We start from the raw sequence: 13,285 nt of genomic DNA, 5'->3' as shown, positions 1-13,285 counted from the left end.
TACCAAAAGATTATAGGCCTTATTCTTCAGTTGCACGACACTGACTTCAAAGCGGCAGACCCTGGTCATTGTATGAAAATTACAGGCCTAGGTGTTATAGAATTAGAATATTTATGGGATCTTCTTATTGAAAAACATTCACATCTAGATATTTATATTGTTTCCGAAGTCGAAAACACAAGTCACAAATTTATTTCCGCGACAAAACTTATCGAGCTTCGCAATAAGCTGGACAAACCTCTACTTATCTTAATACCATCAAACAGCCGCACAGCTGCGGAAGATTCGTATGGTAACGCAACCTTTAAAGAGATATCTCTAGAAGGTATGGAAGAAGAATTGGTCAATACTCTAATAGAACAAGTTCCCGATGATGTTTATGACACGGTAGTTAATGATATTATAAACTATTTAAACCCTTCAAATACTGAAGTAATAGACTACTTAATAGCTATTGACCAAGAGAGGTATGAGCCTTCGGCAATTGGAAATTGTCTATTTAAACTTTCTTTGATACCTGATGAGATTCTTTCAAAACATGTTGAAAAAATTAGGTCAAGATTGAATTTCAATAGAGAAAGTGTTGAGTTATTATCAGCTTTCAATAAACCACTATATGATAGAATAGCTGAACTAAGGTTAGAAAATGATTCTATACAAAAGGATATTGTCAATTTTCTCAAAACTGAAAAAGGAGCACGAAATGCCCAAGAGATTTGTAATGCTATTAAAAATGGCTATAACGAATTAAATTTCAGTTACTGGCCTATTCCGGATTTAGACTTTACGCATATTAAATTGATAACTGACGAGATAAAGTCTAAAGATTTAAAAGTGGAAGATGGGACCAATGTCCTTTACGCACAAGAAGGTAATGTAGCAAAGTTAAAAGTTCGTTTTCACACCAATCCAAATCCAAAGGATATAAAAGATTTACGATTCTTTAGGATTATACTGATGGCTGTTAATGGAAGTAATGGAGAAGAAATTACAGTACTAAGAAAAATCAAAAACTCAAATTCTAATAGACCTTATAGAGATGCCACACTTGAGCTGAACCCGAATATCATCGAGGAAGGATCCTATTTTATAAAGGTTTTAGCTGAAGACGAACATGGTAATATGTTAAATGCTAATGACGAGTTTCGTGAGTCCAAAATTCAAAAAGCGTGGGAGGAGGCTAAGAAAGAAGATGAAAGTACACCAAAAAGTTCTTTTCCATATAAGCTCAGCTGTGATTCGATTGATTTTGACTACGTAATTGAGGAGTCATTAGAACGCGATGAAGATCAGCGTAAGGATAAACTAAATAATGTTTTACAAGCCTATTTCAAATATCGCATAGAAGCGTTAAAGAATGATATCGAAATTGAATTACCAAAACCTTCGGAAACATCAAACATTTGGATTAATGACGGAAAGGAAAAACATAACTCTACGTTTCACATCAATTATTCTGACCAACATAATTATCAAATCAACATCTCGACTAAACTGCGTCAAATAGAAAATAAATTTCTCACAAATGCCGATAGCTTAGGCTATGTAAGATGTCAACTAAAAGGCAATAAGCTGGCAATAGGTTTTGAACAATTACAATTTGTAAAAAGCGAACTAAACGAAATTGTACCGAAATCATTACTAAAGTCAAGATTGCAACTTTTTGAAGCAATTATTAATTCAAATACAAGAGCTAATGGAATTTTTGAAACGGCAGACATATTCAATCTCAAACAGAACATCAGAAAATATGTCTATACATATACCAAATGGACAACAAAATTAAATAACCAGTTAGCGACAGACGAGATAACGTTAGATGAGAAAACAAAACTTAGAGAGTTTCTCATCGAATTGCAAATGATTGACCTTGTTAAGGTCAAAAGTAAATTACCTGACGGAAGTAAAGTCGAAGCAATTCTCCTATCACCTTTACATCCATTACGCTTATGTTGGACTTTACAACTTTTAGAAGTTTTTGAGAATTGGGAACAAAGAACAAAAGAATTTTCAGGGCACAAAGAATCTTGGTCAGAACATTTAGAAGAATTGTTTATTGGTCAGCTCTCTCCTGAAAATAACCAACAAGTTCTAATTGAGACAATATCTCAAAAACAATTTAATTATAGTGGCGAGCTATCATTTGGATGGGGGCTTTACCTAAGTACGGTATCCCAAGAATCTAAAAATGGAATGACTTCTATTTCTAGGCAACTCCAGCATTATTTAAGGTTGTTATTTAATATCACAAGGGACAACTATGTAGAGACTGATTTAAGTATCAAATTGGTAATTCGACATATTAAAAATTACCTATTGCAACATCCTTATATAGATAAATTGGTAGTTAATTTATTCAATGCGGGGGATGCAGAGGTATTTGCTAATGCATTTGTCGAGTTAGAAAAAGAAAAATCATTTGAGAGTATCAATTATGAAGTCCGAATTTTTAAGGGAGATGACAAAATAATTGAGCATGGAGAAGCTTTAAAGACCTTAATCAATCCAGAATCAAATATCTCTGAAGAAGCTGAGGCATTTTCGCAACCTTCTAGGAATAGATTGTTTCCAAAATTACGTTTTTCAATCAACGATATTTCAGACTTCTTAAAAGACCCCTCATCTTATACCTCTCATTTGAGTTTTTTGGTAAGTCCATTCCCTATAACTATCGAACTTATAAAACCAACTATAGAAGATCGCAACTTTTATTTGAATGGTTTAATTACTGAGTCTACAGTGAAGGTAGATGCAAATGGATCTCAAATTAAGTGGAATCGTTTCATTCAAGGTAATAAACTATCACTAAAATATGATACGGCAGGTGCAAACGGCATTAAACTTTTTGAAAACCTTCAAAGTTTTATAAGCGGGGCTTTAGTGTCAAAACACACTCCATCCGTACCTTCTACGCAACTTAGGTTAAATGATAAGGATAAGGTTCTACTTACTCACTTGCACGATTATTCTGATTGGGTAATAACATTTGATAAAGACCTAGGGCCACAGATATTTGATCAACCATCTAAGGATGGTAAAATCCCATTTTTACTGGACTATGTTCCTGGAGAAGAGGCTTTAGGAATTTCGTCATATCTTACAACAAGGCCTACCTCTGAAGTATTAGGGCTACTAGGGCCTCACTTTGAAGAATTCAACCTTGATATTCATAATGAAGAGGACGAGCATAAAATAAAAATTCTTCTTGAAGATTTAAGAGCAGTTAGTAGTTCGTTGGTGCTTCAATTGAATTCTTCGAAAAACAAGGCGTTTGAGGTAATTGGCTCTGCGTTTACCAAGCGAGTGTTGGAAAAAAAGGAAATGTTAGAAGATGCTTTTCTGATCCCGATCGATTTGCATCAAAACCTATTCGAGAATTTACCTTCTGGAAGTAAATCAAGAGCAGATAACTTGCTTGTTTCAATCGATCTCGATAGAAAAGAAATATTAATCTCGGTAATAGAGATAAAATGCCGTAAAGCCTTAGGAGAAAATGAAAAAGATGCTCTTAGGTTAAAAATGCTCGAACAGATAGAAAATACAATAGAAGCCTTGAGAAATCATTTTGATCCTTCATACAATAGTTCTTTTGATAGGTTAGATAGAGAAATTAAAAACAAGGAACTAAAATCACTATTGACCTTTTATTTGGATAGAGCACATAGATATGAGTATCTATCCAATAAAGCATATAATCAGTATTTAGCTTTTCTACAAAAACTTGATTCGGGGTTTAGTCTTTGCTTTAGAAAACTAGGTTTAATTTTTGATTTTGCAGCATCAGAAAGGCATAAAAAGGTAGTCCTAGATAATGAGTCCACCTTTTTTACTTTCGGAGGGAAGTTGATTGATGATATTCTTGACCCTTATTCAGATTTAAATACTAAGAGACTTGAAGAAAGTGATTTTGACAAAGACCTTACAAAAGCCTTTGGAAATATAAGTGAACTTAAACCTTTTATTCAAAGATTCAAATCGAAATTTGAATCCAGCGAGAGTACATCCGATTCTAGCGGAGATGATGAGGTTGAGAATTCAACAGAAGCAGATTCTCAACCTGATAACTTTACAGCAAGTCCGCCGACCGAGCAAACGGTATATCCGACAAATCAAGAAGGTACCCTTAGGGCGGCCGAAACGGAAATAGAATTAAACACAGAAGATGATTCTATGGAATTCGTGTCAAATCATAATGAACATATCTGTCCTGAATTTGACATGCTAATTGGTAAAACATTACCAAGCAATCAATTTGGAATTCTCGGGGAAAGTACTTTACAGAAAAAAATTGCTATTGACCTTAGCGAGACAAACACCATTAGTCTATTTGGAGTTCAAGGCGGCGGTAAAAGTTATACTATTGGGACTATCTCAGAAATGGTTCTTAAACAATTTAGCAATATCAACCTACTTCCATCACCACTAGCTGGGGTCATTTTTCACTATAGTGAAAGTATGGACTATGCGCCTGAGTTTACCTCAATGGTACATTCTAATGATGAAAATCGGGAATTAGAAAAATTGAAGGCACGTTATGGAGCTGAAGCGGATAACATCGAGGACGTTATTATTCTCACCCCAAAAGACAAAATTGTAGAAAGGCAAGCTGAATATCCATCTATTAAAGTATTGCCAATAGCCTTTAATTCTAAGGAACTTAATGTTCAAGATTGGTTGTTTATTTTAGGAGCAGTAGGAAATGACTCTACCTATATTAGACAACTCAAATCAATTATGAAACAGCATCGATCTAATATAACTATAAATGCTCTTTCGGAAAGTGTAGAAGAGTCAGAACTATTGAGTAATTCTCAAAAAGCATTGGCAAGACAGAAACTAAGTTTTGCTCGCGAATATATTAATGACAGCTTTATGATGCGCGATGTATTAATGCCAGGACGATTAGTCATTGTTGATTTGAGGGATGAATTTATTGTAAAAGATGAAGCCTTAGGACTTTTTGTTATAATGCTTAATATTTTCTCTGCGGTAAAGAATCTTAACGGATTGCACTTTAATAAATTCATTGTCTTCGATGAGGCACATAAATATATGGACAATAAAGACCTGACTGGAAATATTGTAACAGCAATAAGGGAAATGAGACATAAGGGAGTGAGTATAATGATTGCAAGTCAAGATCCGCCAAGTCTTCCTAACGAAATTATTGAATTGAGTTCTATTGTGCTACTACATAAGTTTAATAGTCCGCAGTGGCTTAAACATATTCAAAAGTCAATAACCCAACTTTCTACTCTAACTCCTGCGGACATGAGCGCTTTAACCCCTGGGGAAGGGTTTTTATGGGCAACCAAGGCAACGGAAAAAAGTATCTCAGTTAAACCGGTAAAGGTTTCGACTAGACCTAGAGTGACAAAGCATGGAGGAGGCACTATACAGGCTACAGGTAATAAATGAAATCAATTGCATTTTCATATAAAGGAAACAGGGGAACAAATCAAGATGTGATTTGGGAGAGCAGCCTAAGTTCAGGAACGAATCTCTATTTAATAGCAGACGGAATGGGAGGTTACGATAATGGAAAGCTCGCAGCATCGATGATAGTAGAAAGCATTTCTACTTTTTTGTCTACCGTCGATGAAATTAACGAGGAAAGTATTCAGAAAGCAGTTAACAAAGCAAATCTGGTAATTCGACAATTTCAAGAACTAAATCAGTCCAAACTAGGAGCAACAGTGGGGGGCGTGATTGTTGAAAACAATATAGCCAGATGTTTTTGGATAGGGGATATAAAAATTCTAAAGTACTCAGAAAGCAAATTAGATTTTGAAAGCAAGTCCCACAATTTATTTAATGAGACCTTAGATGATGTTACTCCCAATATTTCAGAAATAAAATCAAAATATTCACACGTAGTAACCCGCTCTGTTCAAGGTAATGCAAAGAAATCTATCGTCTCTTACGATGAATTGGAATTAAACTATAAAACAGACAAGCTAATAATTTGCTCAGATGGATTGCACAATATTATTGATAGTCATAGTATTGAGTATTTACTAAATAGCTGTAAATCATTGGATGAAGTGATTGAAAAAATTCGCAGAAGATTAAAAATGGAGGCAGAAGATAATGCTAGTTTTATATTCCTTTCCATGAAGTAGAACAAAAACAGGGAAGCTTTTAATTATACAAATAAGAAAATACGGCGTTTATTCATAAAAAGATTATAAACTCTTTACATTTTGACCTGTGGATATATTTTTCAGTTTTGGCTGAACCCCCTAGTTCCGATTCAAAAAATCTCAACTCTTTCCAAAATCCGCTTTTTGTAAAGAGTTTAAATCTACTATAAAGCCATTTTTATTAACCGTCTAAAAGTTCAAATAAAGGGTCCTTTGAAAATAATTTGGTAAATCAGTGATCATTAGGCCTTAACCATTGGCCAACTCGATTACCGAAATTTTGAATCTTAGGGGGCTTCCTTGATTACAATTCCTCGATATCGCTATCTTTACCATAAACCCCACAAATCTACTGTAATGAAAACTTCAAAAAATTTGCTGTTACCTTTGCTCGTTGTGACGCTCCTTTTATCCTGTAGTGATGACGATGGCACCGTTGCCATGGATAATAGGGCAGAGACCCTGTTCGGACAATGGGAATATGAAGCCATCGATTCTGATACCGCTGTGGATATCAATGGAGATGGAACCGTAAATGTGGATTTGTTCAATACCAATGAAATCCGTCAATGTATAAAAGATAATTTGACATTTTTTAGTTCTCGAGGGTCAGGTGAAAAAAGTGCATTTTCAATAAACGAAAATGGCCTGTCCTGTGGAGAAGTACCAGCTTTCCAGAATGTGGAAGATGATACTTATGAACTCATCAATAATGAACTCATACGCTTTGATAATCGTAACGATTGGCTCATCATTAAATTTACCCAAAATCGATTGGTAGTTGAAGAGGAGGATTTTTTGGATGAACAGGCAGTCGTCATCACTTACACCCTTAAAAGAAGTTAGTTTAAGTTAGGTTAACCTGGGGCGCCCCCTCTTTTTAAACTCTGACTACTCTTCCAGTAACCCTTTCGCTCCATTGATTATTGGTATCCCTGACCCGGACCTCAAAATCTTGATCAAGGTATCTCAAGCGGCTTTCCCGAGCTTCTTCTTCTAACAAAAAGTATCGGTCAACCCCATTGCCGATGGCTTCATTGTAGTTGAAGACCCGTGTATCCCAGCGGTTGTCCCTTCTATTGTAAATCCTGATTTCCACTTGGTCCAATGTGGCTCCACCATACGCTTCGGAACACCCGATGTCAAAGCAGGTATATATCCGTACCTGATAATCACAGCCGTTCAATCCACCACAGCTCACATTGTGCTTTTCGCCTTTAACAAGTGCGACTGGCCTTCGTAGGGTATCCACAAAAGTACTTCCGTTTCGGGTCTCGCCTGTTGAATTGTCCACTGCAAAATCGATGGAAAACTTGTCCGGGGTATCTGGATAAAAGGTCATGTTGGTACTTCCATAATTTAAGGGAACGGTTTCCCCTTCATCATATCGAGTTCCCGAATAAATGATGTATCCTGCTCGATTCCCACGAAATGAGAAGACCATCTCATAGGTCACCGTTGGGTCATGCGTCCCCTCGGCATTGGTGATCACCGTAATGTTGAACGCATCTCCCTCCAGGCGGTCTCCAGGTGCCTGGCTTATGGTAAGATCAAATTGTTCCACATATCGTTCATAGGATAGGCTCACATTGGCCATCTTTGGTACATTGGATGAAGATCTGACATTGAATACAATATCATGGTCGCCCTCAGAGAGGCCTGTATAGTTCCCTGTAAACGATCCTACCGGGACAGTGAACGTTTCACCTGGACCATAAACGCTTCCATCAAATTCAAAACTGCTATTGGCATTGCCCGTGGAATAGTACAGGGTATACGTGTCGCCCCCTAGTCCCAACTCGGTGATGTTGAAATTAATTGTGGTGGATTCCCCAATGAAACCACCGGGCCCCGTTGCATTGGCCGTGAAATTGTAATCCTTGGGACTGACATTGACCGTAATTTCAACAGGTTTCTCCAATCCCGTTTCGTTTTGGGCGAAGAAGGTTATCAATACCGTTCCCTCGCTCACCCCCTCCAGGCTCCAGTTGAAATTCCCCTTGGGAATGTCATAACTGTTGCCAGGGCTTACGGTATTCCCATTCGTATCCTTTATCAGTGCGTTCCCGGTCATTGTAAACCGCATGGTATAGTCGGAAGATCCCACCGTCTCCGAAATGTTGAAATTGACCGAGGTGACCTCCCCAATGGAAATATCCGATTTTTGGATACCTCCCGTAAATGAAAAATCGACCTGTTGGTAGGTGATGGCAATGGGATTCGTGGCGTGGGTCACCCCTGAGCCGGATTCCACGCTGAAGACCAGATTGTGCTCCCCGGGCTCAAAGCCCGTATAAAAGATGTTATTGGCATCCGCACCCAGATTAAACTTTTCGCCTGGTCCATAGGTGTTTCCGCCAATGCTCACCTGCCCGCTCTTACCGGAAGTGAAAAATGCCTCATAAGTGTCATTGGTGCCCTCGGGTTCCTCATCGATATTGATAATGCCCGAAACTGGGATATTGCTGAATTCCGAGGTCTTGGATGGCGTGAAGGTCACTTCAAATTCGTTCTGCTTGATCTCGAGATCAATGATGACAGGTTCGGAAGACTGTCCAAAATTGTCCGTGACAACAAAGGAAATCCTGTGCGTGTCCGTGGTTTCCGGAATGTAGAACAATGAGAAATTGCCGAAGTTCACGGGATAATCCGTGGAATTCCTGAGCTCCGTACCACTTTCATTTCTGAGCGTACCGTTTCCATCCAAGATCTCATAGGATACACTGTACTGGATATTATTGGTATTCCCATTGGACTTGATGTTGAAGTTGAATTGAGTCCGCTCCCCTATAAAGACGGAGTTGCTCTCCGAACTTCCCGAAAAGGTAAATGGAATGTTGGCCACGGCTATCTCGACGCTGTCCCTTTTGGTCTGACCGTTACTGTCCCTAACATCAAAATAGATTTTACGCTGGCCAAGCTCCACACTTTGGAAGGTATAGTTATAGTTGCCGGGCAATATTGGTCTGTTGGTTCCAGGGTCCATGACCCCACCGTTCTGATCCCTGACAGTTCCTCCTCCCTCGCTCTCTGGGGAAAAGGCATGGCTTATTTCATAGGTGACATCGCTTTCCTCATCCTGTGTCTGCAAGTCGATGTTCACCGCCAGGTTGGTGTTCAATTCCACTTGGGAAGAGCCTGCAGTTGCCCGAAAACTAAAGTTCAGATTGCCGACCTGTAACAACAGTTCCCGGGTTATCGTGGCCCCATCGGGGGCTACCGCCGTCATGGTCAGACGATGCTCCCCCAAGGTCTCGGGCTGATAGCCAAACTCGGTCACCCCTTTCGGCAAACGGAACTCCTTGCCCGGCTCATGGGCGGTATCCCCAACATATAAAAGCCCTGTGCCGTTTTCCAACTGATAGGTGATTTTGAAATCCCCAGTACCGTCGCTCTGTGGTCCGACCGTCTCCTTGTCCCGTATCAGCGTGGCATTGATTGGATTTTTACTATTGATGATAAGGGCCTCAGAACCTTTGGTCAATACAAAGCCAAAACTGGCAAAGCTGGTATTGTAGACAAGGTCCAGTTCCTTGGTCAGTTGATTGGAATCCCAAGCATATAACTTAACCTTATGGGCACCAGTATCAACGGCCATATAGTTTAGGCTTATATCAAAATCAGTTAGGGGAATCGTGTCGTTTTCCCGTATCGTATCGTTTTCGCTTCCCAAATAATAGCCCTTTCCATCTATCATGGTATAACGCATGTAATATGTCACATCGGAGACCGTGCGCTCAGGTTCAAGGGAAAAGTCGGTCTTGGAAGCCTCAAAAATGAAGATGTCCTCTTCGTTGGTTCCCGAAAAGGAAAAATCGAAGGAGTCCTCGATGATATTTTCAAAATCCTTGCTACATGCGAAAAATAGAATTAGACACAGTACTGTAGCGGATACTATATAGCGTGGGGTGTGTGTTCTCATAGTGTTCCATATAAATTCTCAAAACAAAAAATAGCGCAATCCCAATCCCGCATAGGGATAAAAGTTTCCTACATCGGAATTGATATGATAATATTCGTTGGCCTTGATCAAAAGCGAAAAATCATTGCTCAATGCAAACTCAGCCTCTGCACCCAGATAGCCGCCATAAATAAACTGGCTCTCGGCATCAATCAATGCTCCATTGGGAAGCTCGTTGCTTCCATTATTGATCACCTCATAACCGAACAGGCCTCCCCCGCCCACAAAAAGGCTGAAACCTCTACGGGGTGATATATAGACCCTGTAGTAGAGCCCGGGCTGTATGGTAAATATGTTATAGGGGATGTCCGTAGGGCCATCCTCAGCAAAAGCCGCCAGAACGCTTATCTGAAAATATTTGAACCGATTGGGATGGAAGTTAAAGGTTCCCATCACTCCAAAGCCGTCCTCCACGTAACCTCCACTGACCCCGACCGAAGACGCCAGGTTTCCACGCATTTGGGCCATTAGTGACACACTGGACAACATCAAAATCAAAAAAACAAGGTAGCGTAATCGTTTTGTCATAGGCTAAAAGCTTAGGGGTTTATTGATCAAGTAGTGGTCAATGGGCAGGGAAAGGTTCCGGTTCCCCTTGTCCTCATCCATATCGACCACCAATACCTTTTTGCGGTCCAGGGTAAATTTTTCAAATACGACAATGAAGTGATTTGCCGAATTGCCCTTAATGCGCTTTGGGACCTTATACTCAAATAGGGGCCGATGGTCCAATTTTTGGTTGCTGGAACTGTTCCGGTAATTGGTGGCAATACTGAACTTTAAAAAGTTCAGGTCGTAATCAATGGACTCTTTGTTCTCGATACGGAACTGCAGATAGATCTCATTGTTGTCATAGTACACCCCGTCCAGCCAGAGGAATACCCTGCCTGACCTGTCGAACAACCTTGCCACCTTGGGTTTGTTGAACTGGTTGTAAAAACAACGCCTACGGATGTACTCCTTTTTATCTTTTTTGTACAATTCCAAGGTAATGGGCTGTGAAACCTCCGCATCCTTTTTCTCCCCTTCATTTCTTAAGCCCCCCTCGCTACCAGCACTGAAATTATGCCTTGGAGCTTCCATGCTTTCCAGTGCTCGCATTGGGTCATTTAGGCCATTGTTTTGGAATTGCTTTACCATTGCGCTACGAACCATCTGATTTTTGTTATCGGCCATGGGAATGGTTATGGCCCATCTCATTTTCTCTGGAATGTCCACCAGTTGCAGGATAAAATCGTAGGCAAGCCCGTCCTTGGTGTATACGGTATAATTCGTGTAGTCCATCTTGTCCGGGGCCACATCGTTGTATATCAATAGGACCATGTTTTGTGCCGTGGGTGAATTACTTCCCTGTGGAAAGGACTCCAGAAAATTGAGTTCTTTGCCATTCACGGCAAAATCATAGGGACTTGGAAAAACCAGCATGGTCTTATAGTCCCTCGCGACCTGGATAGTATCCACCTGTCCGTATGCGAAGAAGACCGCACCAAAAAAGAGGATCGTATGTATATACAGTTTTTTCATTCCATCAAAAGCAAAACCTCATGGTCGTTGATTAACAGTATCCGGTCCCGTTGTTTGAGCCTTTTGTTTCGTAAGAAGGTCCCAACTTCACTGACCATATCACGGACCAATCCCCCAGAGTCATTCACGACCGAATTGGAGACTTCTTGAAGGGCATCGTCGCCGATTCCCGCACTGAATTCCCTCCATAGTTCACCCGCCCTTTTATTGTAAATCCCTTCCCGTCCATCACGGTAATCCTTTACCGTCACCTGAACTGGGACGTGGTTGATATTATCGATGTCCAATAGCACTCGGTTCCCCTGAATCGAGGCCAGTGCATATATAAATGTGTTTTTCTTGAAGAACTTTCCGCCCAGCACCATGTCCTCCAATAGGATGAGCTCCACATTGTCACCAGGGAGAATGAACTGGTCGCGGTACACGGCCGCTCTAAAAACACTAGATGTATTAATTTTATCAGTTCTACGGTCATTTTTTGAAGGGGCATACCCTGTGCTGCCCACAATCTTTTCCTTACCCTCCTGCAGCATTTCCCGATAGGCCAAACGCTGCTCCACTAGTCGTTGTTTTTGTTCCTCCTCACTCAGGGTCTCCTTTTCTTTTGTCATAGTAGTCGTCCGGTATAGCGATGGGGGATTTCGGTTGCCGTCGACTTCCTTGGATGTATCAAAGGAAAGTGCCTCCAATTGCTTTACGATTTCCTGAAGGGAATCCTTTTCCGATGCTTTTTCACTTTCCAGTGATGGACTAGGGGGAAGACTATTCCGTTTAGTTTGACCGTCCTGTCCGTTGGTGCGTAGCCGGGTATTCTCCTTGACATCCAAATCAGGTTGTTCTCCGGGAAGCTCAAGGTTCAGCCCATTTTCCTGTATCTGTTCCCGGTCATTGGGGCCATTGAACTTTTTCACGTTCTCAACTATAAAGAAACTGGTAAGGATCAACGCTATGGGCAAGGCAATGGCAAAATTCCGATACCGTACCACCCATCTTTTGAATGCCTGTATGCTATTTGTGTTCCGTATTTTCATTGGTCCCGTATATCTGAATTGTCCAGTACCTTAAAATCCAAAATCTTGATACCGTTCAAATTATTGGGGGTCGTGCCTACCTCTTTCAGGTAGCCACTTGTCATTAGATTTCTGTAGGTGGTAAACCTGCCCTTTTCAATGGCCTGTTTACCATAGTAGGTAAAATAAAAGGGGTAGCTCGCATAGTCCAAATCAATGGAGTCGAGCTCAACAATGTAGCGATAATCACGCATTACCACATCGTGGAAATATCTTTTTTCGACCAAACGACCGTATAGTCGTTTACCAGAATTATCTGTCATAAAAAGTGCTTTTTCCTCAATGTTTCGTTTTATCATTTGTAAGTCAGGCTCCAGGGAAAAGAACAGTTCGTGGAAATTGCGGATGTGCCCCTCGCATAAAATCTCGAGATTTTGTTGCTTGTCGCGCAATGGGTCTAGAGACAACCGTTGCCCCCCATGTAGCATATAGGCATTGTTTCTGGCCCGCTCGTTGGCCTTTCCAATGAAGTGCAGGGAGGTACCGAAGGTCAAGACCACCAAAAGAAGGCATAGATATACGACATTGCGCTGATGCTTCCTGCTTCTTTCTATATCGTTGAAAATGACATACTTTCCTTTCATAAC

General features: G+C 40.3%; 8 protein-coding genes. 3 read left to right on the top strand and 5 right to left on the bottom strand.

Annotated elements, in window-relative coordinates; genetic code table 11:
- Nucleotides 1-72: 72 nt before the first annotated feature.
- The 3 genes from mads8 (at nucleotide 73) to CLV81_RS01240 (ending at nucleotide 6,989) form a co-directional block, all read left to right on the top strand.
- On the top strand, nucleotides 73-5,418 hold the full coding sequence (mads8, locus tag CLV81_RS01250) for a methylation-associated defense system ATP-binding protein MAD8 (RefSeq protein ID WP_245911886.1): 5,346 nt from the start codon (nucleotides 73-75) through the stop codon (nucleotides 5,416-5,418).
- Nucleotides 5,415-6,122 carry a PP2C family protein-serine/threonine phosphatase gene (locus tag CLV81_RS01245; RefSeq protein WP_106143254.1) on the top strand — a complete coding sequence of 236 codons (708 nt, stop codon included), beginning with the start codon at nucleotides 5,415-5,417 and terminating at the stop codon, nucleotides 6,120-6,122. The genes mads8 and CLV81_RS01245 overlap by 4 nt, the downstream gene beginning before the upstream one ends.
- 378 nt (nucleotides 6,123-6,500) lie before the next feature.
- Nucleotides 6,501-6,989, top strand: a complete 489-nt coding sequence (locus tag CLV81_RS01240; RefSeq protein WP_106143253.1) for a hypothetical protein — start codon at nucleotides 6,501-6,503, stop codon at nucleotides 6,987-6,989.
- A 34-nt stretch (nucleotides 6,990-7,023) separates the two neighbouring features.
- Here the strand turns inward: CLV81_RS01240 and CLV81_RS01235 are convergent, their stop codons facing one another.
- Genes CLV81_RS01235 through CLV81_RS01215 form a run of 5 tightly spaced genes read right to left on the bottom strand, consistent with a single transcriptional unit; the run spans nucleotide 7,024 to nucleotide 13,282 of the window.
- Nucleotides 7,024-10,065 (bottom strand): TraQ conjugal transfer family protein, encoded by a 3,042-nt coding sequence (locus CLV81_RS01235; protein WP_106143252.1) that lies wholly within the window; start codon nucleotides 10,063-10,065, stop codon nucleotides 7,024-7,026.
- 18 nt (nucleotides 10,066-10,083) lie between these two features.
- On the bottom strand, nucleotides 10,084-10,632 hold the full coding sequence (locus CLV81_RS01230) for a conjugal transfer protein TraO (RefSeq protein ID WP_106143251.1): 549 nt from the start codon (nucleotides 10,630-10,632) through the stop codon (nucleotides 10,084-10,086).
- A gap of 3 nt (nucleotides 10,633-10,635) precedes the next feature.
- Nucleotides 10,636-11,628 (bottom strand): DUF4138 domain-containing protein, encoded by a 993-nt coding sequence (locus tag CLV81_RS01225; protein WP_106143250.1) that lies wholly within the window; start codon nucleotides 11,626-11,628, stop codon nucleotides 10,636-10,638.
- Entirely contained in the window at nucleotides 11,625-12,659 is a 1,035-nt protein-coding gene (traM, locus tag CLV81_RS01220; protein WP_106143249.1) for a conjugative transposon protein TraM, read from the bottom strand. The genes CLV81_RS01225 and traM overlap by 4 nt, the downstream gene beginning before the upstream one ends.
- Nucleotides 12,656-13,282: a hypothetical protein gene (locus tag CLV81_RS01215; RefSeq protein ID WP_106143248.1), complete on the bottom strand. Its 627-nt coding sequence runs from the start codon at nucleotides 13,280-13,282 to the stop codon at nucleotides 12,656-12,658. The genes traM and CLV81_RS01215 overlap by 4 nt, the downstream gene beginning before the upstream one ends.
- Nucleotides 13,283-13,285: the final 3 nt, after the last annotated feature.

Origin of the sequence: Flagellimonas meridianipacifica (genome assembly GCF_003001695.1) — a bacterium.
Classification (GTDB): domain Bacteria; phylum Bacteroidota; class Bacteroidia; order Flavobacteriales; family Flavobacteriaceae; genus Flagellimonas; species Flagellimonas meridianipacifica.
The sequence above is the reverse complement of the archived record's forward strand: the minus strand, read 5'-3'. Positions and strand labels throughout refer to the sequence as shown.

Coding starts and splice junctions, on each gene's coding strand:
- CLV81_RS01225 (WP_106143250.1), bottom strand. CDS start 11,628: ATGAAAAAACTGTATATACATACGATCCTCTTTTTTGGTGCGGTCTTC.
- traM (WP_106143249.1), bottom strand. CDS start 12,659: ATGAAAATACGGAACACAAATAGCATACAGGCATTCAAAAGATGGGTG.
- CLV81_RS01235 (WP_106143252.1), bottom strand. CDS start 10,065: ATGAGAACACACACCCCACGCTATATAGTATCCGCTACAGTACTGTGT.
- CLV81_RS01245 (WP_106143254.1), top strand. CDS start 5,415: ATGAAATCAATTGCATTTTCATATAAAGGAAACAGGGGAACAAATCAA.
- CLV81_RS01240 (WP_106143253.1), top strand. CDS start 6,501: ATGAAAACTTCAAAAAATTTGCTGTTACCTTTGCTCGTTGTGACGCTC.
- CLV81_RS01230 (WP_106143251.1), bottom strand. CDS start 10,632: ATGACAAAACGATTACGCTACCTTGTTTTTTTGATTTTGATGTTGTCC.
- CLV81_RS01215 (WP_106143248.1), bottom strand. CDS start 13,282: ATGAAAGGAAAGTATGTCATTTTCAACGATATAGAAAGAAGCAGGAAG.
- mads8 (WP_245911886.1), top strand. CDS start 73: ATGAAAATTACAGGCCTAGGTGTTATAGAATTAGAATATTTATGGGAT.